The sequence below is a fragment of the uncultured Muriicola sp. genome, from assembly GCF_947258935.1.
In the GTDB taxonomy this organism is placed as follows: domain Bacteria; phylum Bacteroidota; class Bacteroidia; order Flavobacteriales; family Flavobacteriaceae; genus Muriicola.
In genome coordinates this window covers 13,764-39,538 of sequence record NZ_CAMYKH010000010.1, presented here as the reverse complement: position 1 = coordinate 39,538, position 25,775 = coordinate 13,764, and the positions used below count along the sequence as shown (strand labels likewise).

Annotated in this window: 21 protein-coding genes; 7 read left to right on the top strand and 14 right to left on the bottom strand. The window is 40.9% G+C overall.

Annotation, left to right across the window (positions count from 1 at the left end; genetic code table 11):
* From Q0X72_RS03190 to Q0X72_RS03180, 3 genes are all read right to left on the bottom strand, one after another.
* On the bottom strand, window positions 1–917 hold a 917-nt coding region (locus tag Q0X72_RS03190), incomplete at its 3' end, for an aldo/keto reductase (protein WP_297761947.1).
* 40 nt (window positions 918–957) lie between these two features.
* Window positions 958–1,581, bottom strand: coding sequence for a DUF2306 domain-containing protein (locus Q0X72_RS03185; protein ID WP_297761945.1), 624 nt, complete (start codon window positions 1,579–1,581; stop codon window positions 958–960).
* 3 nt (window positions 1,582–1,584) lie between these two features.
* Complete coding sequence (locus Q0X72_RS03180; protein ID WP_297761943.1) at window positions 1,585–3,321, bottom strand: alpha/beta hydrolase-fold protein; 1,737 nt, start codon at window positions 3,319–3,321, stop codon at window positions 1,585–1,587.
* A gap of 122 nt (window positions 3,322–3,443) precedes the next feature.
* Between Q0X72_RS03180 and Q0X72_RS03175 the strand changes: the two genes are divergently transcribed.
* Window positions 3,444–3,599: a hypothetical protein gene (locus tag Q0X72_RS03175; RefSeq protein ID WP_297761941.1), complete on the top strand. Its 156-nt coding sequence runs from the start codon at window positions 3,444–3,446 to the stop codon at window positions 3,597–3,599.
* 47 nt (window positions 3,600–3,646) lie between these two features.
* On the opposite strand, the gene Q0X72_RS03170 is transcribed toward Q0X72_RS03175, so the two are convergent.
* From Q0X72_RS03170 to Q0X72_RS03155, 4 genes are all read right to left on the bottom strand, one after another.
* Window positions 3,647–5,677 (bottom strand): M13 family metallopeptidase, encoded by a 2,031-nt coding sequence (locus Q0X72_RS03170; protein ID WP_297761939.1) that lies wholly within the window; start codon window positions 5,675–5,677, stop codon window positions 3,647–3,649.
* 103 nt (window positions 5,678–5,780) lie between these two features.
* Complete coding sequence (folD, locus tag Q0X72_RS03165; protein WP_297761937.1) at window positions 5,781–6,665, bottom strand: bifunctional methylenetetrahydrofolate dehydrogenase/methenyltetrahydrofolate cyclohydrolase FolD; 885 nt, start codon at window positions 6,663–6,665, stop codon at window positions 5,781–5,783.
* 73 nt (window positions 6,666–6,738) lie between these two features.
* Window positions 6,739–8,070, bottom strand: a complete 1,332-nt coding sequence (gene ffh / locus Q0X72_RS03160) for a signal recognition particle protein (RefSeq protein WP_297761935.1) — start codon at window positions 8,068–8,070, stop codon at window positions 6,739–6,741.
* A gap of 143 nt (window positions 8,071–8,213) precedes the next feature.
* Window positions 8,214–10,016 carry a hypothetical protein gene (locus Q0X72_RS03155; RefSeq protein WP_297761927.1) on the bottom strand — a complete coding sequence of 601 codons (1,803 nt, stop codon included), beginning with the start codon at window positions 10,014–10,016 and terminating at the stop codon, window positions 8,214–8,216.
* Between the two features lie 124 nt (window positions 10,017–10,140).
* Here Q0X72_RS03155 and Q0X72_RS03150 point away from each other — a divergent pair, with 124 nt between their 5' ends.
* The 3 genes from Q0X72_RS03150 (at window position 10,141) to Q0X72_RS03140 (ending at window position 14,194) form a co-directional block, all read left to right on the top strand.
* Window positions 10,141–10,638 carry a sigma-70 family RNA polymerase sigma factor gene (locus Q0X72_RS03150; protein ID WP_297761925.1) on the top strand — a complete coding sequence of 166 codons (498 nt, stop codon included), beginning with the start codon at window positions 10,141–10,143 and terminating at the stop codon, window positions 10,636–10,638.
* A gap of 117 nt (window positions 10,639–10,755) precedes the next feature.
* Window positions 10,756–11,667 (top strand): FecR family protein, encoded by a 912-nt coding sequence (locus Q0X72_RS03145; RefSeq protein WP_297761923.1) that lies wholly within the window; start codon window positions 10,756–10,758, stop codon window positions 11,665–11,667.
* Window positions 11,648–14,194, top strand: coding sequence for a carboxypeptidase-like regulatory domain-containing protein (locus Q0X72_RS03140; RefSeq protein ID WP_297761921.1), 2,547 nt, complete (start codon window positions 11,648–11,650; stop codon window positions 14,192–14,194). The genes Q0X72_RS03145 and Q0X72_RS03140 overlap by 20 nt, the downstream gene beginning before the upstream one ends.
* On the opposite strand, the gene Q0X72_RS03135 is transcribed toward Q0X72_RS03140, so the two are convergent.
* Window positions 14,191–15,045, bottom strand: a complete 855-nt coding sequence (locus Q0X72_RS03135) for a Brp/Blh family beta-carotene 15,15'-dioxygenase (protein WP_297761916.1) — start codon at window positions 15,043–15,045, stop codon at window positions 14,191–14,193. The two genes, Q0X72_RS03140 and Q0X72_RS03135, sit on opposite strands and share 4 nt — an antisense overlap.
* Window positions 15,046–15,173: 128 nt before the next feature.
* On the opposite strand from Q0X72_RS03135, the gene Q0X72_RS03130 reads away from it, so the two are divergent.
* Window positions 15,174–15,902 carry a bacteriorhodopsin-like gene (locus Q0X72_RS03130; RefSeq protein WP_297761914.1) on the top strand — a complete coding sequence of 243 codons (729 nt, stop codon included), beginning with the start codon at window positions 15,174–15,176 and terminating at the stop codon, window positions 15,900–15,902.
* A 50-nt stretch (window positions 15,903–15,952) separates the two neighbouring features.
* Here Q0X72_RS03130 and argS read toward each other — a convergent pair whose 3' ends face one another.
* Window positions 15,953–17,740, bottom strand: a complete 1,788-nt coding sequence (argS, locus tag Q0X72_RS03125; protein ID WP_297761905.1) for an arginine--tRNA ligase — start codon at window positions 17,738–17,740, stop codon at window positions 15,953–15,955.
* A gap of 116 nt (window positions 17,741–17,856) precedes the next feature.
* On the opposite strand from argS, the gene Q0X72_RS03120 reads away from it, so the two are divergent.
* Both Q0X72_RS03120 and Q0X72_RS03115 read left to right on the top strand, forming a co-directional pair.
* Window positions 17,857–18,282, top strand: a complete 426-nt coding sequence (locus tag Q0X72_RS03120; RefSeq protein ID WP_297761903.1) for a hypothetical protein — start codon at window positions 17,857–17,859, stop codon at window positions 18,280–18,282.
* Window positions 18,283–18,285: 3 nt separating this feature from the next.
* Entirely contained in the window at window positions 18,286–19,716 is a 1,431-nt protein-coding gene (locus Q0X72_RS03115; protein WP_297761901.1) for an SDR family oxidoreductase, read from the top strand.
* A 2-nt stretch (window positions 19,717–19,718) separates the two neighbouring features.
* Here Q0X72_RS03115 and ctlX read toward each other — a convergent pair whose 3' ends face one another.
* From ctlX to carA, 5 genes are all read right to left on the bottom strand, one after another.
* Entirely contained in the window at window positions 19,719–20,660 is a 942-nt protein-coding gene (ctlX, locus tag Q0X72_RS03110; RefSeq protein ID WP_297761899.1) for a citrulline utilization hydrolase CtlX, read from the bottom strand.
* 99 nt (window positions 20,661–20,759) lie between these two features.
* Window positions 20,760–21,674 carry a dimethylarginine dimethylaminohydrolase family protein gene (locus Q0X72_RS03105; RefSeq protein WP_297761897.1) on the bottom strand — a complete coding sequence of 305 codons (915 nt, stop codon included), beginning with the start codon at window positions 21,672–21,674 and terminating at the stop codon, window positions 20,760–20,762.
* A 12-nt stretch (window positions 21,675–21,686) separates the two neighbouring features.
* Window positions 21,687–22,970, bottom strand: coding sequence for a citrate synthase (locus Q0X72_RS03100; protein ID WP_297761895.1), 1,284 nt, complete (start codon window positions 22,968–22,970; stop codon window positions 21,687–21,689).
* A gap of 242 nt (window positions 22,971–23,212) precedes the next feature.
* Window positions 23,213–24,505: a phosphopyruvate hydratase gene (eno, locus tag Q0X72_RS03095; protein ID WP_297761893.1), complete on the bottom strand. Its 1,293-nt coding sequence runs from the start codon at window positions 24,503–24,505 to the stop codon at window positions 23,213–23,215.
* A gap of 103 nt (window positions 24,506–24,608) precedes the next feature.
* The gene (gene carA, locus Q0X72_RS03090; RefSeq protein WP_297761891.1) at window positions 24,609–25,736 is read right to left on the bottom strand and encodes a glutamine-hydrolyzing carbamoyl-phosphate synthase small subunit; all 1,128 of its coding nucleotides are present in this window, start codon (window positions 25,734–25,736) and stop codon (window positions 24,609–24,611) included.
* Window positions 25,737–25,775 lie beyond the last annotated feature (39 nt).

The following is a 25,775-nucleotide window of genomic DNA, read 5'->3' as shown; positions in this document are numbered from 1 at the left end:
TAAAGGGAAGTATGCAGTTCTTCACCATCGCTTGTATTAACATTAGACAGCACATTTCGTTGTTTGCGCATACCGGGTATGACGGTACTTACAGTTTTATTCATAAGGATAAAACGCAGGGCCATCTCGGCCATGGTCATTCCATCTGGCACCAAAGGTCTTAGCAGATCTGCCCTTTCAGCACTGGGGATCAAGTTTTCCGGAACAAAATAGCTGCCCCTCCAATCGCCTTTAGGAAATTCAGTCTCCTTTGTAATATTGCCAGTAAGCGTTCCTTCATCAAAGGGAACCCGTGCAATTACCCCAATGTTCATGCGCTCACACAAGGGAAATAAGACCTCCTCGGGCGCCTGATCAAAAATATTGTAGATTACCTGCACGGCATCAATTAAACCCGTTTTAAGAGCGCCTATTCCATTTTCAGGCTCCCAGCGATTCACGCTGATGCCCATGGCAGCTATCTTACCCGATGTTTTCAGATCTTCCACGGTTCGTTGCCAATCCTCTCTTTCCGTCCAAACATCATCCCAGGTATGGAACTGCATCAGGTCTATTTGTTCTACCTCCAGGTTTTTTAAGGTTTTATGGGTATACTCTAAAATATGAGCTGAAGGATACGAATCTTTAAAATCATAAGTAGGCTTTGCAGGCCATTTAAAGTTCTTTGGAGGGATCTTACTGGCCGTGTACAATTTCTTATGAGGGTATCTTTTTAGAAGCGCTCCGAGTAATCGTTCGCTATGTCCTTCCCCATATCCCCAGGCCGTGTCAAAAAAAGAAACACCGTGTTCTACGGAAAGATCCAGAGAATTGGCAGACAGCTTGTCATCAGACTCTTTCCATCCGCCCATGCCCCACATACCATAACCTATTTCACTTACATCCCAATTAGTTCGTCCAAATTTTCTGTACTCCATAGCTGTATTATTTGAGTTTAAAATTGGCTTTTCAAAAGATCTAACCCAACAAGAGTCCCTTCCGCCTTACCCAAAAAAAGGCAAATATCAGATTTGGCACCCAACATAACCAGGCCACAATTCGGTACGCTATGGTGAAATCGCCAAAGAAATAAGTAAGGGTCGGAAGCCAGATCCGCAATGTAACTGCCGCAAAACAAAGCGCATAACTGTAGATCATATAGCCCCTATGCAAATCAAAATCCTTGTTCCTGGCAGCCATAAAACCCTTGTAAGTGGTAAATAGCCAAAGCACACCAAGACTAATGAACCCCAAGGATGAAATTAGCCCCCCCGTAGCATAAAATCCGATACAGACTCCACAGGTTCCACTGATCATAGCTGCAATAACATAGGTTTTACCTATAATCCTATGTCTTCGGAGGTTTGTATTTCTAAATTTCTTACTAAACTGAACCCACCCTATTAAAAGAGCCAGACCGCCAAAAAGGATATGGCCATAGAAACCCGTATTCCAAAAAACATTGGATAACAAAGCTTCACTTTTAGAGGCTAACAGTCCGAATTTCCTGTCAATAACAAAGTATATAAGAGGATACAGTCCAATGGATATTGCTGCAGTAGCAAATACAAACCAGGCAAATTTATTGGTGGTGTTTTTCATACTTTATTTATATCTCCAACTGCTTAGATCGGCTCCCCTGGGAGCACTTTTAGCGATCCGTTCCATGATCTTGGGCACGTACATACTGTTATATCGGAGTCGGCTAATCGCATTGGGCTGGTCCGGATCCCCATTCCAGCAGTGTTCTGCCCGGTCGCCATAGGTTACTTCTCCCTCATAATAAGGATCTGATGTGCTCTCCAGAAAGTCTTCCATCAAATAAACAGCATTATTCAGGTAATAATTATCCATGTCTCCACAATAAATATGGATCTTTCCTTTGAGCTTCTCACCCAATTTATCCCAATCGCGTTCCAAAATATACCGCAGATCAAAGTTCTCTTTCCAATATTCTGCCACCCCATGGTCTATCTCTCCCGTCATTTTATCCCAGATACGCTGCGGATATCCGTCTGTTCCCTGAGGCGAATAGGTAGCTTCCCATATGTCCCACTGCTGACCGGAACGCGATTTGTCACCTAAAACCAGTTCCAAATGGTTATTCCCCTTAACGGTACCCTGTATCTGGCCCAGATAATCGCGATGTGCAGGGACCTCTAGTTGTTTAAAGTCGCTTTTATAGTAATATGCATTCTCATCTTCATAAATATTGTTTAAGCAATACGCTCGAAAATCGATTGGATCCGGGCAGGCCGCAAAACACCCATTGTATTCTTCAGGGTACATCACTTGCACGGCCAATGCCTCCCAACCACCGGTAGAACCTCCATAAAGAAAACGTGCCCAGCCTTCCCCTAAGCCGCGAAATTCCTTTTCGATGTGAGGAATAAGCTCATAGGTAATTGCATCGCCATAAGGGCCCTGCGATGCCGAATTTACGGCATAGGAATCATCATAATAGGGCGTAGGATGCTGTATCTCAATTACTATGAATCGAGGAAAGTCGGGTTCATTCCATCGTTTATAAAAATCATAGGCCTCTTGTTGTTGTATAATATTATAACCCTCTAAATCAAATCTGGCAGAATATTCAGGTTCAAGATTGGGATCCGGCGGCTGCGTTCTAAAACCGCCAAAATCATCCGGAAAATGTCCGTGAAAGATCATTAGTGGGTATTTAGCCTTAGGATGCTCCTTAAACCCTTTGGGCAGCAGAATATGAGCTCCCAGGTACATGTCTCGCCCCCAGAATTCTGAAAGTTTTTCCGATCTTATTTTGATGTGTTTGATCCATTCTGTGTCTTCCGGTTCTTTAATAGGCTCAATTTTCTGATCCATCACTATGTCTATTGGTTCAATGCCAGTTTCCGATACGGTAATTTTAAAAGGAGTGCTGAATAAATTTCCGGGCGACCTGTTCCATTGTTGTCCTTCCCCATTGTCCATGGGTAGTTTTACAGTTTGTCCGGCAGACAGATTAAAGGTCTCATAGACATGCAGCAAGGCTTGCACCCAATACTCCCCGGGTGGCACATCGCTAAGTGAAGGATAAGGATATCCAAAGGCCTCTTTATTGAATGCAAAGGATTTTTCTGGTTCCATTTGGTCCACATTCATCCCAAAGACGAGCTGGGTAGTAAGACCATCATTGATCTGAAACCTGGGCTCTTTTTCATTGGTCTTTGCGAACATTAATAACAGCCTGCCATCTTCGGGTCCTTCGCTAAGGGAAGATGGGAAAGAAATACTAATATCGGCTATATTCAAGGCATCTTCCTGTTGCTTACATGCTATTAGTGATATAAATAACACGGATAATAATAGTAGCGTACGATTCATTTGGTCGGAATATTTTCGACAAAAGGTACATATTTTGACCTAGGCTTCCTATACCAAAGTGGATTTTTAATCGTTCTATTTAATCACAAACTCGGTAATCACACCTACTAAATTATTGAGCTATGAAACGACCTTACATTATTTATTTCTTATTGGTGATCCTTTCCATTATCTGTACCTGGAGTTGTACCAACGACGAAGGCAGTGATGATATTGATACCCTTACCCCCACAGATTCTGTCCAGGGGATTTCGGAGGATTATTCAATCCCCAACTAAAAAACCCTCCAAATGGAGGGTTCTTATTCTTATTTTTTTATGCAACATTACCAGATCTTCACCCTTTTTTCAGGGGCCAGATAAAGGCTATCGCCTTCCTGTATATTAAAGGCAGTATAAAATTCAGGTACATTTCGCACAATGCCATTTACCCTATAATCTGCAGGAGAATGCGGATCTGTATTGATCTGAACCCTTATAGCTTCATCCCTGGTCTTAGAACGCCAGGCCTGGGCGTATCCTAAAAAGACTCGTTGTTCTGCAGTAAAACCATCCATTTCTGGTCCTTCAGCACCTTCCAAAGACATTTTATATGCCTTCAGGGCTATGCTAAGACCTCCCAGGTCACCAATATTCTCTCCCAGGGTAAATTCCCCATTAATATTGAGATCTGGCAGAACCTCATATGAGTTGTACTGTTCTACCAATGCGTTGGTTCGTTTTTTGAATTCTTCTTTGTCTGTATCTGTCCACCAGTTACGCATGGCCCCATCACCATCGAATGTGCTGCCGGTATCGTCAAAACCATGACCAATCTCATGGCCTATAACGGCTCCTATGGCACCATAATTTACAGCATCTTCAGCATTCAGATCGAAGAATGGTGGCTGCAGAATAGCGGCCGGGAAAACGATCTCATTTAAGGTGGGGTTGTAATAAGCGTTCACCGTTTGTGGATTCATCCCCCATTCATCGCGGTCTATAGGCTGTCCTAACTTTGCCAGTTCCCTATTGTATTCATATAACCTGGATCTCATGGTATTTCCGAATAGATCATCGGCCTTTATATCAAATTCATATGACTTCCATTTGTCCGGATATCCAATCTTGGGTGTAAACTTACTCAACTTATCAAGGGCCTCCTTTTTCGTGTCTTCACTCATCCAATCGAGGTCGTTAATACTTGCTTCATACGCCTTCAGTAAATTTTGCACCAAGGCTTCCATACGTTCCTTTGCCTCCGGTGGGAAGTGTTTTTTTACATACACTTTTCCCACTACTTCGCCCATGGTACCATTCACCACAGAGACACCTCGTCTCCACAAAGGTCTTTGTTCTTTGGTTCCGTTTAGCTCTTTGCTATAAAATTCCCAATTCTGCTGATTCATGGCCTCATTGAGCCTGGAAGCATTTGCGTCTATGACTCCCCATTTCAAATAGGTCTTCCAGGTATCCAGATTTGTCCCGGTGATGATCTTATCTAGAGCCTTGGTATAATCTAACATCAACACCCCTAATTTTTCTTGTTTTTCCATCCCGGCTTCACCCAAGAAGGCTTTCCAGTTAAAGGAAGGCATAATATTGCTGAGTGTATCTACCGGAAACATATTATAAAGGGATACAAGATCTCTTGTCTTCTCTTTTTTCATTTGCTTTTCGGCCAATTTGGTTTCCAATCCCATAACAGTTGTAGCAGAAGACTCGGCATTGGCTAGTCCGGCCAAATCAAACATTTTTGCCATATGCTCTACATACTTAGCACGTATCTCTTTAGACCTGTCATCTTCTTTTAGATAATATTCCCTATCCGGAAGTCCTAAACCGGACTGCCAAGTGTAAATGGTATAGATCGTTGGGTCCTTAAAATCCTGGTAGATAAAAAGTCCAAGGGGAACATTAAAATTATATTTATTAGCGTAGGCAAAATAGGTTGCCAGGTCATCGTAAGAACCAATAGCGTCTATCTTATCGAACTCAGCTTTTAAAGGAGTTACTCCTACGGCATTCCGTTTTTCAAGATCAATATAGGACTGATACATGTCCCCTACTTTTTGCTCATCAGATCCCTTTGTAAAGTCGCCTGCGGCCGACTCCTCAATGATCTTCTTTACATTTTCTTCTGACTCTTCATAAATTATATACGCAACCCCATAGGCCGCTTTATCATCGGGAATTGGAGTATTCTTTAGCCAGGTTCCATTTACATATTGGGTGAAATTATCTCCGGGTTCTACCGTAGTATCCATATACTCGGTTAAAATTCCCGAAGTGAGGGGTTTCTCTTCCTTTTCTTCCTGTTTACAAGCTGCTATGGCCAGTAAGGAGAAGAAAAGAACTTGTTTTGTTACTTTTTTCATATGTATAGATATATTTAATTGTTCGTGTAGGTTAGACCGTCCTTGTCCATTTTTGTTACAAAATTGTGCCAAAATGTCGAGAAAATTGAATGAGGCTTACAAATTACGCATTCTTTCGGTGACGTTCTCTGGCTAGTAATGTATTTTTTAAAAGCATGGCAATGGTCATCGGACCAACTCCACCTGGTACAGGGGTTATATAAGAAGCTTTTTTCGAAACTGCCTCAAAATCTACGTCACCTGTAATGTAGTATCCCTTTTCTTTGGTTGCGTCTTCAACCCTGGTGATCCCGACATCAATGATAACAGCTCCGGTTTTTACCATATCTGCCTTTAGAAAATGAGGAACACCCAAGGCAGAAACGATAATATCTGCCTGTAATGTAAGCTCTTTGATATTCTTTGTTCTGCTGTGAGCTAGGGTCACCGTTGCATTGGCGGCTTTTCCTTTTTGGCTCATAAGAATGCTGATGGGTCTACCTACAATATGGCTCCTTCCTATAATAACGGCATGTTTCCCTTCAGTATCTACCTTATATCTGCGCAAGAGTTCCATGATGCCATATGGGGTGGCAGAGATAAAGGTCTCCATATCCAGGGCCATCTTTCCAAAATTAGTAGGGTGAAATCCATCTACATCCTTATCCGGATGCACGGCCATCAATACCTCTTGCTCATCAATATGCTTTGGTAATGGCAATTGAACTATATAGCCGTCTATGTTAGGATCTTCATTGAGCTGATGGACCAATTGAAGTAATTCTTTTTCGGTGGTTTCTGAGGGCAAGTGATGTAAGGTAGATTCAAATCCAATGCGCTTACAGGAACGAACTTTACTACCAACGTAGGTAAGGCTTGCGCCATCTGTACCTACAAGGACAGCTGCCAGGTGCGGTACCTTCTCTCCCCTTTCTTTCATTGAGGCCACTTCTATGGCAATTTCATCCTTTATTTGATTGGAGATCTTTTTACCGTCTAAAATGGTCATATTGCTGTATTTATTAAGTGCCCATAATAAGCTATATGAGCAAAGAATTGGATTGCTAATATTTTTACGAATGCTACCCTTTAAGGCCGCTCATCATCTGCATCATCTTTTTACCGCCTCCACCTTGCATCATCTTCATCATTTTACTCATCTGATTGAATTGTTTTAGGAGTTGGTTCACTTCCTGAATGGTTCTACCACTGCCTTTTGCAATGCGTTTTTTCCTGCTGGCGTCTAGTTTTGAAGGATTGGAGCGTTCTTCTGGCGTCATCGAATGTATGATGGCCTCTACATGCTTAAAGGCATCATCATCTATATCCATACCTTTGAGTGCCTTCCCTGCCCCTGGGATCATTCCCATGAGGTCTTTCATACTTCCCATTTTTTTGATCTGCTGTATCTGCTTCAGGAAATCATCAAAACCGAATGTATTCTTTGCAATTTTTTTCTGGATCTTACGAGCCTCGTCCTCATCGAACTGTTCCTGAGCTCTTTCAACAAGTGAGATTACATCTCCCATTCCGAGGATCCTGTCTGCCATCCTATCCGGATAAAAGACGTCCAGGGCATCCATCTTTTCTCCTGTACCAATGAACTTAATTGGCTTATTAACCACAGACTTGATAGATATGGCTGCCCCTCCACGGGTATCCCCATCTAACTTCGTAAGGATCACACCGTCAAAATTCAAAACATCGTTAAATGCTTTAGCTGTATTTACCGCATCCTGCCCTGTCATGGCATCTACGACAAAAAGGATCTCCTGAGGTTTAATTGCGTTTCGTATGTCCGATATCTCGGTCATCATACGTTCATCAACAGCCAACCTACCGGCTGTATCCAGGATGACCACATTATGTCCGTTGGCCTTGGCATGTGCAATACCAGCTTTTGCAAGCGACACCGGATCATTATTTTCTTTGTCTGAAAAGACAGGAACATTTATTTGGTCCCCTACTATATGAAGCTGATCTATGGCTGCTGGTCTGTATACATCACAAGCTACCAAAAGGGGATTCTTCGTTTTCTTGGTCTTGAGGTAATGAGCGAGTTTTCCCGAAAAGGTGGTTTTACCCGAACCCTGTAAACCAGCCATTAAAATTACGGATGGGGTTCCGGAAAGATCAATGTCTTCAGCATCTCCACCCATAAGTTGGGTAAGTTCATCCTTAACGATCTTCACCATCAATTGACCTGGCTGTAAGGTGGTCAGTACGTTCTGGCCCAGCGCTTTTTCTTTGACCCTGTTGGTAAACTCCTTGGCGATCTTAAAGTTTACATCGGCATCTAATAAAGCCCTTCTCACTTCCTTGGTGGTCTCAGCCACATTGATCTCTGTGATCTGTCCATGCCCTTTGAGGACATGTAAGGCTTTATCCAGTTTTTCACTTAAATTATCGAACATATCAGCTTTGCATTTATGAGAAATGCAAATTTAACAATTGGAATGGGATCACGGAAGTGTAGTCGTAGAAATTATAACAACAAAAAGGGCCACTTCTCAGAGAAGTGACCCTTTTTTAAAGAATAGGGGCAAAATTTATGTGATTATGGCTTCTTTACAAAAACCAACGTATCATAGCTCACATTTGTATCGTTATAACTCTTCAATGTTATACTTTCATTTGTCATGGAAACAAAATCCCAATCATCTGTAAGTTCTATCAGTTCACCATTAACACCGGCATTCAGATACACTTTAAGTTTTCCATCGCTGTTGCGAAGTACTCGCCATACACCGGCCTGCGTAGGACCTGTCTGTCCTGTTGTGATCGCCATTACATGTTCTGCCTGAAAGGCAAAGGTATACTGAGCGAAATCATTATCAGGATATACTACATCATTATACTCGCCTACGATCCATTCACCACCCATCATTACGTTTCGTATTTCAAGGACATCACCATCCGGAGTATTAGGAGCATCATCGCATACTCTCTGCAGGATCAATTCATAAGCAGTTCCTTCTATCTCAAATTTCAATCGGTCATTCCTCAGGTCGCTTAACAACCATTCAAAATAGATCTCATTTGGATTTGGGTCTAGCCTGTTGGGGTCATTCATATTTTCTCCAAACGTAAGTCCCATTACAAGTCGGCCCTGCGCATTGGTAGTAATTTCCCAGGATCCGGTAGAAGTATTAACTCCATTGCTTAAGGTAACTACACCTTCGGCCATAAATTTAAACTCATACCCTAGCAAACGATCTATTTCATCACCATTGTTCTTCACTTTTTTGATCACCCAGGCACATTCCCTCAGGATCTCACGTAAGGTATTAGGATCTTCATTGTACACATCGCAGACACTTTTCAGGATGATCTTGTTTCCTCCTTCGGCGTATAATTTGATCTTACCTTTTTCTATTTCATATACAAACCATTGCAGGTTAAAATCTACCAGTATATCAAATTCTAAATTTAACAAGATACCATGGTCCGTAATTCTGCTACTCCAGAAACCATTTAGTACATTTCCTAGTCTGTCTTTCACAGTTACACCACCATCTTCGGTAAAGTTCATCAAGTACTCAAAGTATTGATCTGTCTGATTGACTGCATCGCGCTCAACTTCACGTACCAACCATGGGCATTCAACTATTAGATTGTTAAATCTTTCCAGTGTAAAATCGTCATCGTTGTAATCATCGTCATCATCTTCATCACAAGCATCCTTGGCATTTTCAATAGCTGTTGCCAGTTCAGCATTACTGTACACGGTTACTGTGGTACCATCGTACAATTTTAATGTTACGGGGAAATCAATACTGATGAGGTCATTGTCATCAAGGCCTTTGAAAAACACTCGTAATTCTTCATCACTGTCTACAGTAACACTTCCTGTTTGCTGCGCATTTATATCGAAGGTATACAGGGTTATAGGATAGACAAAATCGATACATTCAATATCATCGTCCGCTCCACCTTCCAGGCAATCTTCAGCAAGAGCACGTAATTCTTCTTTGTTATTGATCACAATTTCAGAATAATCCGCAAAGGTAATGGTGATAGGGAAGATGATCTCAAGAATATTAGTATCATCATCGAAAGCATCAAAGATCTCTTCAATAAGTTGAAGATCTTCGCGAGAATCGATCGTAATTTCAATCCCGTTCACCTCAACGGTATATGGGAAATTAAGCGCAAAACAACTAGCGCCATCCACAATATTGTCAAAGGAACCATCATTAGAGGAGGTCCTTTCAATAAGTTGGGCCGTAGAAGAACTGGCCATAATGGTCTGTTGCTCGTCTGGTTGAGGTAATTCCTCAAATTCTTCCTGACAAGAAGAAACCATCAGTGTCGCCATAAACAGCAACGTAAACACTGAATACTTAAAAACATTTTTCATAACGATTTGGATTTTTTGTTGTTCGTATGTCTCTATAACACCTCTCATTTAAAATACCCTACCCGTTTTTTTATTTTTTTTAAAATATCTTTGAACCTAATCTAATACATAAGAGGGGCACACTATGGATAATGTCTGTGAAGAGAAAGTCTTCAACGCTATCTTTAATTCCAATTCTAAAACGATCTTTAACTATATATATTATAAATATGGTAATGAGGAAAAGGCTTATGATGCTGTACAAGAGGCCTTTGTAAAGCTTTGGGAGAATTGTGCCAAGGTTGCCCCGGAAAAGGCAAAGGCATTTGTATACAAGGTGGCCAATAATTTATATCTAAATGTACTAAAGGCCGAGAAGGTTCGATTGAAATATGCGGAAAAAGCTTTGAAGACCTCATCGGAATCGCCAGAATTTTTAATGGAAGAAAAAGAGTTCAAAGATAAATTAGACAGGGCCCTCAATAGTCTACCTGAAAATCAACGAACCGTTTTTCTTCTCAACCGCATAGATGGAAAGAAATACGCGGAGATCGCTGAAATGGAAGGTGTGAGTGTAAAAGCAATAGAGAAACGGATGCATCTGGCACTTAAATCCCTGAGAGCGCAGATAGATGGAATTTAATGATAAATCCGTTGGTCTTTGAAACACCAATGTTTCCTGGGGTTTGTAAAAAAAATATCGACCAATGGTAGGGTATTTTGTGATCTAAGTGTTATTAAGGAGTAAAGAGTAGAAATCATGCAAGAAAATTACTTGGCCAAATGGCTCAATAACGAACTAAGCGAGGAGGAACTAGCCGCCTTTAAGCGATCTGAGGAGTACGCCTCCTACCAAAAGATCGTGCGTGCCTCCGATGCCCTGGAAGCTCCGTCTTTTGATATGGAGAAGGCCCTTGGTGATTTCAAAGAGCGTCAATTAAACAAAGAAACAAAGGTCATTAAAATGAGACCTGCACAATACCTAATGCGAATTGCTGCAGCTGTAATTGTATTATTTGCCGCCACTTATTTTTATATCGCCTCACTAAATGAGACCTTTTCAACTGAATATGCCCAACGTACAGAAATAGTTTTACCCGATGCTTCAGAAGTATTGCTCAATGCAGAATCTGAACTTTCATACAGCGAACGAAAATGGGATTCTGAACGTAAATTATCCCTGGATGGAGAAGCTTTTTTTAAAGTGGCCAAAGGAAAGAAGTTTACTGTTACAACAGATCTCGGTGATGTTAGTGTATTGGGGACTCAGTTCAATGTTGAAAGCAGAAAGGGCTTTTTTGAGGTTACCTGTTATGAAGGACTCGTTAGTGTAACCTTCCAGGGTAAAGTAGAAGAACTTCCTGCAGGAACCTCCTTTTTAGTGGTCAACGATCGTATAGTTCCTACTGACGCTCCACTCACGGCTGTCCCATCATGGGTAAATAATGAAAGTAGCTTTAAAAGTATCCCTCTTACCTATGTCTTGAATGAATTTCAAAGACAGTACAATGTTAAGGTTGAAACTAAGAATGTAGACCTTACCCAACTTTTTACCGGTACTTTTAGCAACACAAACATAAATTTGGCGTTACAGAGTATAAGTACTCCTTCTCAAATAAGCTATACCTTAGAGAAGAATAAAGTGCTCTTCTATGCAGAAAACGCGCCTTAAGAGAATCGCACCTTGCTTTTTGATTCTTTTTTGGGTCCTTTCTATGGGATGGGCCCAGGAGGATAATAAGGTAGCTCTTATCCCTTATATTCAAAACTTAGAGCAGCAATTCAATATTAAATTCTCCTATGTGGATGAAGATCTTGAACTGTTACAAATTCAGCTTCCTGCTGTCACTGATCTTCAGGAAATTTTAGAGGTTCTTAGACAAGAAACTCAACTCCGTATCCAAAAACTTTCGGACAGGTATTATACCATTACTAAAAGTGTTACAGTCGACATTTGTGGTGTTGTCCTCAATAATTTTGGGGAAAATAACATCCCCGGTGCATCTGTGGAGGTTTTAGGGAGCAGTATGGCGATTGTTACAGATCCTGATGGGCAATTCGCTTTAACAAATATTCCGAGAAATGCCAGTCTCCGTATTCGATTTTTAGGGTTTAAGACCCGGTTTATAAAAGCAGAAGATCTGGTTGGCAATAAACCCTGTAAACCTATTATACTTGCGCTGAATTATCAGGAACTGGAGGAGGTTGTGGTCTACCAGTTCTTGACTACCGGACTAAGCCGTGAAACCGACGGGAGTATCTTACTGAATATAGAAGATTTTGGTATTCTTCCGGGTTTGTTAGAACCAGATATCCTCCAAACCGTACAAGCCATACCCGGTATAAAAAGTATTGATGAGACTGTTTCAAATATTAATATTAGAGGCGGTACCAATGACCAAAACCTAATTCTATGGGATGATATAAAAATGTATCAGTCTGGCCATTTCTTTGGCCTTATCTCGGCTTTTAACCCCTACCTTACCGATAAGGTTACCGTCATTAAGAATGGCACCAGTTCCCAATACGGCGATGGAGTAAGTGGTATAGTTAGCATGGAAACCAAAGATGAAGTTAAGAGTCAAATATATGGAGGAGCCGGTTTTGATCTTATCAGTGGAGATGTCTATGGCCATGTGCCACTTTCCGAGCAGTTGGCCGTGCAATTCTCAGCCAGGCGCTCGGTTACCGATTTCTTAAACACCCCTACTTATAATCAGTTCTTTGACCGTGCCTTTCAGGATACGAAAGTTAAAGGTGGTGGTGGTGCAGATGACCCTATTAGCAGAGAAGAAAATTTTTATTTCTACGATTTTAGTGGCAAACTATTATATGATATTAATAGGTATCATAAAGTAAGGGTAAGCTTTATCAATATCAACAATAAACTAGACTACCTGGAAACGGATGAGAATACAAGCCGAAGCAACCAAAGTTTGTTAGACCAGACGAATTTTTCTTTTGGAGGCCGACTGGAGAGTAGCTGGACGGATAGATTCTCCACGCGGATAAATGCCTATTATACAAGATATAATCTGGATGCTGAAAATATTGAAGGTAACGGCCAACAATCGCTCTTTCAAAATAACCAGGTACTGGAATCTTCTGTAAAAGCAGCAACTTCTTACAAACTTTCTGAAGATCTAAGCACCCACAATGGATATCAATTTACCGAAGTGGGGATCACAAACTTTACCAATGTTTCTCAACCTCCATTTAATAGCAATATCAAAGGGGTAATCAGAACCCATGCCTTTTTTACGGAGTTGCAATACAGTTCGCCGGATGAAAAAATAGATTTTACAGGAGGAGCCCGACTAAACTATATTGAAAATCTGAGCACTTTTGACGCCCTTATACTAGAGCCGAGGATCAATCTAAGTTATGTTCTTCTGCCAGATTTTCGGATTGAATTTCAAGGAGAATTCAAGAATCAGACCACCAACCAGATCATTGACCTGGAACAAAACTTCCTTGGCATTGAAAAGCGCCGTTGGATCCTATCCGATAATAATAGCCTGCCCATTACCAAAAGCAAGCAAGGCTCTTTGGGATTCAACTATGACCGCAATAAATGGTTTATTGGACTCGAAGGATTCTACAAGGAAGTGGAAGGGGTAAGTACGGCCACCCAGGGATTTCAGAATGAAGATCAATTCAATGGAGAGATAGGAAGCTACACAATTAAAGGTGTTGAATTTCTTGTGAATTACAAGAATTCCAGATTCAGCAGCTGGCTCAGTTACGCCTATAACAAGAATACCTACTTTTTTAAGGACATCATTCCCAATGAATTTCCTAATAATTTAGACATTAGGCATACGCTCACCCTGGCCAGTACCTATAATTACAGGAACTTAAAACTGGGGATAGGACTTAATTATCGTACCGGCAAACCGTATACTGAGCCGCAGGAAGTTATTGCCATAAACAACACTGTATTTCCCAATATCATTAATTATCAAAGTCCTAACAGCAGCAGGCTTCCGGATTATCTCAGGGCCGATGCATCCCTTATTTATAACTTTCAACTTGGGGAAACTGTAAAAGCAACCGCAGGGGCCTCCGTCCTTAATTTGCTGGGGAAACGCAATGTGCTAAACACCTATTACAGATTAAACGATCAGGATGAAATAGAAACAGTGGAGAGTATATCACTGGGCCTTACCCCAAATATCAGTTTCAGGGTTAGCTTTTAAGTTCTGTTGAGACGGGTCATCACAAGGACATGAGGAAAGGTGATCGCAGCCAGGAAATAGATCATGATTGAAAGAAACAAACCTTCATTATCCTGGAAGAAATAATAAAGGACCGCCAAGCCCGCCATAGAGATTATCCAATACAAGAATGAAGTCTTCAGATACTCTAAAAAAGTAGCTTTATTAACTGAACCATAGAGATACTGAATTTGGTCTTTTAAGGAGGGTATACTATGCCAGACAACAAAATAGATACTAAAGGCCCATAAAAGAGATGCGGTTTTAAATACAATAAAGAAGACAAGCAGGAAGAAAAGTTCCTTGATAATGTTTACCTGTATTTGTTTCTTATAAACCCACCAGAGATAAATTCCGATAAATCCGGCAAAGGAACCTATTAGTATGTACAAATAATACTCCTCTATCATCAATACCCCAGTAATCTTTTCAATGATAGGGGTTACTTCCTGCTCATTCACATAGAACAACAAAAAGAATATCACCATCCCATAAAAGGTGTAAAAAGCAGTAACCAAAACCGATTTGATCTTTAGAGAGGCCCAGTGTTGCTCACCAAAATGGTAGCTGCTGGCCACTACAAAAAAGAGCAATGCCAAAGAGGGTACGAAAGAAAAGAACAGGACCGTAAGGGCTATTACAGCCAGATAACTCCCCAAAGCCCTTAAAAAGAATGAACTCTTAGTGTAGGAGGTAGATTTCTGAATAAGCTTCAGGTCATTAGAGCCGTGAAAGATCCCAAAAGTAAAGATGAGAAAATAGGCCAGTATCGCTTCTGCTTTTACGTCAAAAAAGACCGAAATCCACAAAAAAAAGAAAGTGGTCACGATCATAAAACTGCTGAAAGTGTTAATATTTTGTTGTTTTTTTTCCAATATGGTAAAAATAGGCAATTTAAATTATCATATTACGTTTAACTTTATATATATTTGCTTAAACAAAATTAACTAATTCTATTCTTATGGAAAATTTTTTAGCATCAATTTCATTGGTATCTAAAATGGCTACCAATGATTATGTAGGGTTTACCTTCTTCGTAGGTTGTATGGCGATGATGGCAGCCTCTGCATTTTTCTTTTTATCAATGAACAGCTTTGATAAAAAATGGAGAACTTCAATCCTGGTTTCAGGATTAATTACATTTATTGCTGCAGTACACTACTGGTACATGAGAGATTACTGGGCCGGATTCGAAGAATCGCCTACCTTCTTCCGTTATGTTGACTGGATATTGACTGTGCCATTGATGTGCGTTGAATTCTTTTTAATCCTGAAAGTAGCAGGAGCCAAAAAATCACTTATGTGGAAACTAATTTTTCTTTCAGTGATCATGTTGGTTACCGGATACTGGGGTGAAGCTGTAGACAGAGACAACGCCTGGTTATGGGGACTAATCTCCGGGGCCGCATACTTTGTGATCGTTTATGAAATCTGGTTCGGACACGCTAAAAAACTAGCCGTTGAAGCAGGTGGCGCTGTACTAAGCGCCCACAAAACACTCTGCTGGTTTGTTTTGGTAGGATGGGCTATTTATCCTCTGGGATATATGGCAGGTACTCCAGGATGGTACGAAGGATGGTTTTCAGGCCTTAACATGGATGTGATCTACAACATCGGTGATGCCGTTAACAAAATTGGTTTCGGACTTGTAGTCTACGGATTAGCAGTAGCTCAGAGTTCTGAAAAATAATTTTCACAATTCAACTAATGAAGAAGACCGCCTTTGGGCGGTCTTTTTTATTACATCCTCTCCGGCACCTGAATACCTAAAAGGCTAAAACCGGTTTTAATAACCTCCGCTACTTTTGCCGAGAGCAATACTCTAAAGGTTTTTGTCTGTTCATCTTCTTCTCCCAATATAGACACTTGCTGGTAAAAGGAATTAAATTCCTTCACCAGGTCATAAGTATAGTTAGCGATCAGGGCCGGACTATACTGCGCAGCTGCCAAAGAAATAGTATCTGGGAATGCTAGTAGTAGTTTGATCAATTCCTTTTCCTTAGCATGTAAAGAAATGTTTTGTTTATTATTATTTATTTTTAAATCAACAATTTCTGTTGCCTTCCTGAGGATAGATTGTATCCTCGCATAGGTATATTGAATAAACGGGCCGGTATTTCCCTGAAAGTCGACCGACTCCTCAGGATCGAACAATATTCTCTTCTTTGGATCCACCTTGAGTATATAATATTTCAATGCACCTAATCCTATGATCTTGTATAATGCTTCCTTTTCTTCTTCTGAATAGTCATCCAGTTTTCCTAATTCACGAGAAATACTGGCCGCAGTTTGGGTCATTTCAGCTATAAGGTCGTCTGCATCTACTACGGTTCCTTCTCTACTCTTCATTTTACCACTGGGGAGGTCTACCATTCCATAGCTTAAATGATACAGATGAGAAGCCCAGGAATACCCGAGTTTTTTCAAAATTAGGAACAAGACCTTAAAATGATAATCCTGCTCATTCCCCACTGTATAGACCATCCCGTTGATATCGGGAAAGTCGCGCACCCGTTGAATGGCTGTGCCAATATCTTGTGTTATGTATACCGCAGTCCCATCAGACCGTAATACGATCTTTTCATCAAGACCTTCATCCGTTAGATCTATCCAAACACTACCGTCATCTTTTCGGAAAAACACCCCACTCTTAAGTCCATCTTCCACCACATCTTTGCCCAACAAATAAGTATTGCTTTCGTAGTACAATTGGTCAAAGTCTACTCCCAGATTGAAATAGGTCTCCTTAAATCCTTGATACACCCAGGCATTCATTGTTTTCCAAAGCGAAACTACCTCCGGTTCTCCTGCTTCCCATTGCCGTAACATTTCCTGAGCTTCCTGCAAAAGGGGCGCTTGTTGTTCTGCTTCTTCCCTCGTCCTGCCTTCTGAAATTAATTGACCTACTTCCTTCTTATAAGCTTTATCAAAAGCCACGTAATAATTCCCAACAAGCTTGTCTCCTTTAAGTCCGGAGGAAGTCGGAGTTTCACCGTCACCAAATAGTTTCCAGGCCAGCATACTTTTACAAATATGAATACCACGGTCATTTATGATCTGTGTTTTATACACCTTCTTCCCAGAAGCTTTGAGTATCTCGGCTACAGAATAGCCTAATAAATTATTCCGAATATGTCCGAGGTGCAACGGTTTGTTGGTATTTGGAGAAGAGTATTCAACCATTACCGCTCCTTTTTCCTTTTCCCGGCGTATGCCGTAGTTCTCTGTTGAACTGATCTCAGCAAAAGCTTCCAGGTAATATGAATTGCTAATGATAATGTTCAAAAACCCTTTGATGACATTAAATTGTGCAACATCAGCTACCACTTTTAACAGGTGGGCTCCAATAGCCTCACCAATCTTTTCCGGGTTTCCCTTAACAAACCGAAGCATTGGGAAGATCACCACGGTAATATCGCCCTCAAAATCCTTCCTTGTAGGTTGAAATTCTACCGATGGAAGTTCCACTTCGTAAAGATCCTTAACAGCTTCTTTTACCTTTGAAGTAAGTACTTGTTCAATATTCATAAGATTACCTCCCTTGAAGTTGCAAAACTACGGTTTTTTTGTGCTTTTGTGGCTTTCTTAAATGGGATTCCCTAATGTTTTAGGTAACTTTATGCAGCTAATGAAAAAGAACGAATATGCTTTTAAATGTATCGTATAACAATAAAGAAATAACCCACAAGATAGATGCAGAGGTGGGGAAACCCTTTACCCTGAAAGAGCGCTGGGCCATGGGAGGAATAGGTTCTCCAAAGCTATTTATTACCGAGGCTAGTCTGGAAATACGCAACTTACTTATCCTGGATAATAATCTGGATAGTTGCAATGTAGAAATAAGACCAAAAGGTATCATAGTGCGTTTTCGGTCTCTTCTGGAAACTTTCGCCCTGGTCATTCCTTTCTATAAACTCACCATTTACAAAGGGGATTTTGCCGTCTATTCTATCTACAGGGATCATTATTTTATAAAGGTCCGTTCAGACACCAAGGCCATACAAAAATTCTTTAAAAAGCTGCTCAATTACAAGGCTGATACAGCACCAACCAGCATAGAAGATCTATAACAAATGAAGATTCTACTCACAGGAGCCAACGGCTATATAGGAATGCGTTTATTGCCCAGACTACTTGATATGGGACATGAGGTGATCTGTGCGGTTCGCGATAAAAAACGACTATCTGTGGATGAGGAAACACTCTCCCGAATCACCGTAGTTGAGATCGATTTTCTTCAAAAAGCATCTCCGGATTTACTTCCCAAAGACATTAAAGCGGCCTACTACCTTATCCATTCCATGAGTTCTTCTACCCAGGATTTTGATGAAAAGGAATCCCTGTCTGCAGAGACCTTTAACGCTTATATGAAAACCACTTCTGTTGAACAGGTCATCTATTTGAGCGGGATTGTAAATGAAGAGAAATTGTCCAAGCACCTTAGGTCACGAAAAAATGTGGAGGACATACTGTATCAGGGATCATTTAATCTTACGGTCTTAAGAGCCGGCATCATAGTAGGATCTGGCAGTTCTTCTTTTGAAATAATACGTGATCTGTGTGAAAAACTCCCTGTAATGATAACTCCTAAGTGGGTGCTTACCAAGGCTCAGCCCATTGGCATTAGGGATGTCATTAACTTTCTTTCAGGGGTCCTTGGAAAAAAGGAAACCTATAATGACTCTTTCGATATTGGTGGGAAAGATATTCTCACCTATAAAGAAATGCTTCAGCAATATGCCAGGGCAAGGGGCTTTAAGAACTGGATCCTTACCGTTCCTGTCATGACGCCTAAACTTTCTTCATACTGGTTGTATTTTGTGACCTCTACTTCTTATAAACTCGCTGTGAATCTTGTAGACAGCATGAAAATGGAAGTTGTAGCCAAGGATAACCGCTTGCAGGAATTATTGGGTATTGAGACCCATTCCTATATAGAAGCTATTGACATGGCCTTTAAAAAAATAGAACAGAATCTGGTAGTGAGCAGCTGGAAAGACAGTATGGTGAGTGGCCGATTTCAAAAGAACCTGGAAAAGTATATTCAGGTGCCAAAGTATGGGGTCCTGAAAGATGAAAAAAAGCTGAAGTTGCAAGACGCTGAAGGTGTACTAGAAAATATCTGGAAAATTGGGGGTGAGCAAGGATGGTATTATGGAAACTGGTTGTGGAAGATACGTGGCTTTATCGATAAATTAACCGGGGGTGTAGGCCTGCGCCGTGGTCGTACACATCCGGATAAGATATATCCAGGTGATTCACTCGATTTCTGGAGGGTACTCCTGGCAGATAAAAAAGGGAAGCGACTATTGTTATTCGCAGAGATGAGACTGCCGGGAGAAGCCTGGCTGGAGTTTAAGATAGATAAGAATGATGTCTTACATCAAACAGCTACTTTCAGGCCGAAAGGCTTACGAGGCAGGTTGTATTGGTATTCTATTGTTCCCTTCCACTATTTCATCTTTGGAGGAATGATCCGCAATATTTCAAAGACTAAGAAATAAGATCAGGAAAGAACAGAAACTCTGGGCAGAAAGATCTCCGCCATCATACACCGCGCACTACCTCCACCGCACGTTTCTATGGTATCTAAAGGACTATGAATGATCTCACAATGCTTATAAATTGCTTTGCACTGATCTTCAGTGAGGCTATGATAAGCTGCTGAGCTCATTACTAAATATCGTTTATCATCGTTCCCAATTACCTGCAGCATATTCCCTGCGAAGTGCTGTTCCTGTATTTCTGAAATAGCAATGATCTCTTTACCGTCATTCTTTAAATGATCAATGACATTCTTGCGTTCTTTCTTATTATCAATGGAATCCAAACATATCACTGCAAAAGATTCAGCAATACTCATCATAACATTGGTATGATAAATGGGCATTCTGTTCCCATCGACAGACTGGTATGCCGTAAAGATCACCGGCGTACACTCCATATCCTCACAGAACTCAATAAACAGGTTTTCATCTGCCCTGGGAGATAATGCACAATAGGCTTTTTGGTTTTCTCTGTCCATCACAATACTTCCGGTACCTTCTAAAAATAACTCCTCGTTCTCTGCAGAGGTATAGTCCATGACCCCTTCAATTTGAAATCCTTTTTCTTCGAGAATATCGAGGATATCCTCACGTCGTTCTCTTCGCCTGTTCTCTGCAAACATAGGATACAACCCAACAATTCCATTCTCGTGAAACGAGATCCAATTATTAGGGAAGATAGAGTCTGGAGTATCTCTCTCAAAAATGTCATCTACTACGATAACCTCAACTCCTTTTGCTCGCAAAGCCGTTACAAAATCATCAAATTCTACCTGAGCCCTTAGATTGATGGTCTGATTTTTTATATCAAGATCTTCCTGGAAATAATTGTTAACGGCCGTTTCCTCATTCATTCGAAAACGAACGGGCCTAACCATAAGAATTGAATTTGTGATCTGCATATAACAGTAATAAAAAGCTCCGTAAAGTTATGGCTTTTTAAGGGTCTTATAATAGCCGATTTTCAAAATAAAATCGCGTTACTTTACAAAAAAAGTAATCTATTCCCTGATCAACGGAAGGGTACTGCATCGTAACAATCCCTCTTGTTTCCCAATCTCGGCATATGGGACCTCCTCAACAGTAAATCCTTGGTCGCGAAGCCAGGTATTAAGTCGGGTGAAGGACTTCTCAGACACTATCACCTCTGGAGAGATAGAAAAAACATTGCTGAACATCTGATACATTTCCTCACTGCTGATCTCAAAGATATTATCCTTGCCAAAATAGTCTACCAGCCATTGGTATTCTTCCTCTATTAGAAACCCATTCTTGTGTAGGATGGCTTTATTCCTTCCGATAGGTTGAAAACAGCAATCTAAGTGTAATGCATTTTCTTTTGGGTTTGTATTCGATTTTCGCAGTTCGAATGATTTGATCTTCTTATGGGCAAATTGCTCTTTCAGATAGTCCACAGCTGCCATATTGGTTCTTGCAGTGATATAACTGGCGTAATCTTCCCCACTATATGTTCCCACAAAGATATAGTCCTTCCATGGCATAACATCTCCTCCTTCTACATGCACATCTGGCGGAGGTATTAAAATATTTTCGGGGTTTATAACATCGAGCACATGAATAATGGCATCAAATTCCTTCTCTCTGTCTGGTAAAATATTGGCCTTGATAAGCTTATCTTCTAAGACAAAGGCAATATCTCTGGAAAAGATCTGATTACAATCGGTAAGTACTTCAGGCCTGAAGACCTGCACCCCATGCTTCACTAAGACAGCATTAAAGGCTTCCATTTCCTCAACCATATCGGCTTCTTTAGGATAGGTGCCTGCCAAGATATGCTCCAGTGATTTGGGATCATATGCCTCCTGAGGAGAGGGTGCCGGGCCACAGCTCTTTGCTGTACCCAGAACTACGGCTTTTAATAAAGATGTCTCATCCTGGACATGGAGTTGGAGCATACATTGTGTATTCTAGCGCTTCTTTAGCGGTACAAACGGACGTTGGTTCTCTCCAATATACACTTGTCTTGGTCGCCCTATTGGTTCACCACGTAAACGCATTTCGCGCCATTGGGCGATCCATCCGGGTAATCTTCCCATGGCGAACATCACTGTAAACATTTCTGTTGGAATGCCTAAGGCCCTGTAAATGATACCTGAGTAGAAATCTACGTTTGGATATAATTTGCGTTTTACAAAGTAAGAATCTTCCAAGGCTACTTTTTCCAGACCTTTGGCTATATTCAAAATTGGATCTTCAATACCCAGATCGCTAAGCACTTCATCTGCTGCCCGTTTAATGATCTTGGCACGTGGATCGAAATTTTTATACACCCTGTGCCCAAAGCCCATCAACCTGAACGGATCATCTTTATCCTTGGCCTTGTTCATATATTTTTGAGTATCGCCCCCATCTTCTTCAATAGCCTCCAGCATTTCCAATACTGCCTGGTTTGCTCCTCCGTGCAATGGGCCCCAAAGTGCGGATATCCCCGCAGAAAGTGAAACAAATAAGCCGGCATGCGATGAACCAGTGATCCTTACTGTAGAAGTAGAACAGTTTTGTTCGTGGTCTGCGTGAAGAATGAGTAACTGATCTAGCGCATCTATCACGATCTTGTTGTTTACATACTCCTTATTGGGTCTTTTAAACATCATTTTGTGCAGATTTTCCACGTAGCCTAGTGAATCGTCTCCGTAATCTAAGGGTAATCCTTTTTGCTTTCTCATGGTCCAGGCTACCAGTACAGGAAATTTCGCCATAATACGAACGATGGAATAGTACATCTCCTTCTCAGAGGAAATATTTACTGAAGTAGGGTTAAAAGCGATCAACGCACTGGTTAAGGAAGAAAGTACACCCATGGGGTGGGCCGACTTTGGAAAGGCATCCAATATCTTTTTCATTTCCTCATCTACATGCGATTCATGTTTTATATCATCATGGAACTTATCTAGTTCCTCTTTATTAGGTAATTCACCAAAGATGAGAAGATATGCTGTTTCCAGAAAATCAGCTTTCTCAGCTAACTCTTCAATATTATAGCCTCTGTACCTTAAAATACCTTTTTCCCCATCCAGATAGGTAATAGCACTTTCACAGGAACCTGTGTTCTTATATCCGGGATCCAGGGTAATCATACCTGTGGAAGACCGAAGAGTTTTAATATCAATGGCAAGTTCCTTCTCAGTTCCCTCTACTACCGGGAATTCGTATTTTTTGCCTTCGTATTCAAGTATAGCTTTATCTTTCATGGATGTGATTTTGGTGTTATTCTGAGAGTGAGTTAAAGGTAAGAAAAAGGCACGTCCTTCACAATTATGTAAAGCTGTTTATCTTAATATTTATAGGAAAATTGCAAGAGGTATCTCATGATAAATGAGAGGTCTCTATTTTTGATTACTACAGAGTTTCTTATAGTCCTCTATGGCATGTCCGGAGTCAAAAAAAAAGGCCTTTCGAAATACGAAAGGCCTCCAGTTATTGTTTAGTTCTTTTATTGCCCTACCTTAAAGGCATGAACTCCGGGATAATAAGCTACAGATCCCAATTCTTCCTCAATGCGCAATAACTGATTGTATTTTGCCATACGGTCTGAGCGTGAAGCCGAACCTGTTTTGATCTGTCCTGTATTTAAGGCTACAGCCAAATCCGCAATTGTATTGTCTTCAGTTTCTCCAGATCTATGAGACATTACACTGGTATATCCGGCATTTTTGGCCATGTTCACAGCTGCAATGGTCTCTGTTAAGGTACCAATTTGGTTTACCTTAATTAGTATAGAATTAGCGATCCCCTCTTTGATCCCTTTGGAAAGTCTGGTTACATTGGTCACAAAAAGATCGTCCCCAACCAACTGAACTTTATCTCCAACCAGATCTGACAATATCTTCCAGCCTTTCCAGTCGTTTTCATCCATCCCATCCTCAATAGATATGATAGGGTATTTTTTACATAAAGAAGCCAGGTATTTTGCTTGTTCTTCAGAGGTTCTGATGGCGCCTTTATCGCCTTCAAACTTTGTGTAATCGTATTTTCCATTTACATAGAACTCAGCCGCAGCGCAGTCTAATGCCACCATAACATCATCTCCAAGCGTATACCCTGCTTTTTTCACTGCTTTGGCAATTGTATCCAGGGCATCTTCTGTGCCGTCTAGTGTAGGCGCAAATCCACCTTCGTCTCCTACCGCAGTGCTTAAACCTCTATCGTGTAATACTTTCTTAAGGTTGTGGAAAATCTCCGTCCCCATCTGAATGGCATGAGAAAAATTCTTAGCCTTTACCGGCATTACCATAAACTCCTGAAAAGCAATAGGTGCATCTGAATGCGATCCACCATTGATGATATTCATCATAGGAACAGGTAAAGTATTAGCACTAACCCCGCCTATATATCTATACAGAGACATGCCCATTTCATTAGCTGCTGCCTTAGCAGCCGCCAGTGAAACCCCTAAAATTGCATTGGCCCCTAATTTTGACTTATTGGGAGTTCCGTCTAGGTCGATCATAGTTTGATCTATCAGGTTTTGGTCAAAAACCATCATACCTCGTATCTTATCGGCAATAGTCGTATTTACATTTTTTACTGCTTTCAATACGCCCTTGCCCATAAAAGCATTTCCTCCATCTCTTAATTCCACGGCTTCGTGTTCGCCGGTAGAAGCTCCGGAAGGAACCGCAGCTCTTCCTAAAACGCCATTTTGTGTAACAACATCTACCTCCACGGTAGGATTTCCTCTTGAGTCAAATATTTGACGGGCATGTACATCCAGGATGATACTCATATTTACTTTCTTTATGTGGTTGATTTCTATTATTTCAAAGATACAAAAGGCCTCTGGGAATTAAACTTCTTTCCTGAGATATTGCCTTTCCTTTCCGGTGCTTTTATACCAAAATATCCTTTTTGCTATGTTCCCTTATCATTTCGAAATATTGATCGAAAAGATAAGCCGAATCATGGGGACCGGGGCTTGCTTCGGGATGGTATTGAACAGAAAAAACGTTTTTGTTCTTTATACGTATTCCGGCCACTGTCTGATCATTGAGATGCAAATGAGTAATGACCAGTTCCGGATGTGCTTCCGTTTGTTCCCTGTTGATCGCAAAACCATGATTTTGAGATGTGATCTCACCCTTCCCGGTTTCTAAATTGATCACCGGATGATTAATTCCCCGGTGTCCATTGTACATTTTATAGGTAGACACTCCATTGGCCAGCGCTATGACCTGATGTCCCAGGCAGATCCCAAATAAAGGCTTGTCTTGTGCAATGATCTCTTTGGCAGTTTGTATCGCTTCTTTTAAGGGTTCAGGATCGCCAGGTCCGTTCGAAATAAAGTACCCGTCTGGATCCCAAGCTTCCAGTTCTGCAAAACTGGTATCATAAGGGAATACTTTGATATAGGCATCTCTGGCTGCCAGATTTCGAAGAATGTTCTTTTTTATACCAATATCTAAGGCAGCAATACGGTAGGTTGCATCTTCCTTGCCAAAATAATACGGTTCTTTTGTGGAGACCTTTGAAGAAAGTTCAAGGCCCACCATACTTGGTACTTTTTCGAGCTCTTTTTTTAATTCGTCTATAGCATCTACTCGGGTAGAGATAACTGCATTCATGGCACCATGGTCCCTTATATAGCTAACCAGTGCCCGTGTATCTACATCAGAGATGGCGAGTGTCTTATTAGTTGTCAGAAATTCTTGTAAACTTCCATCGGTATCAGGTCTTGAATATTCATAGCTGAAATTTTTACAGATCAGCCCGGCAATCTTTACCGACTCTGATTCAACTTCCTCATTATTCGCCCCGTAATTCCCTATATGGGCATTCGTCATTACCATAAGCTGACCAAAATAGGAAGGATCCGTAAAAATTTCCTGATACCCGGTCATCCCAGTATTAAAACAAACTTCACCAAAGGCGGTACCTTCGGTATTCCCTACGGCCTTTCCATAAAAGATAGTGCCGTCTGCTAACAATAAAAGTGCTTTCTTTTTAGTCTGATACTTCATTGAACTGCAATTTTTTTAGATTTCACAAATAAACATAAA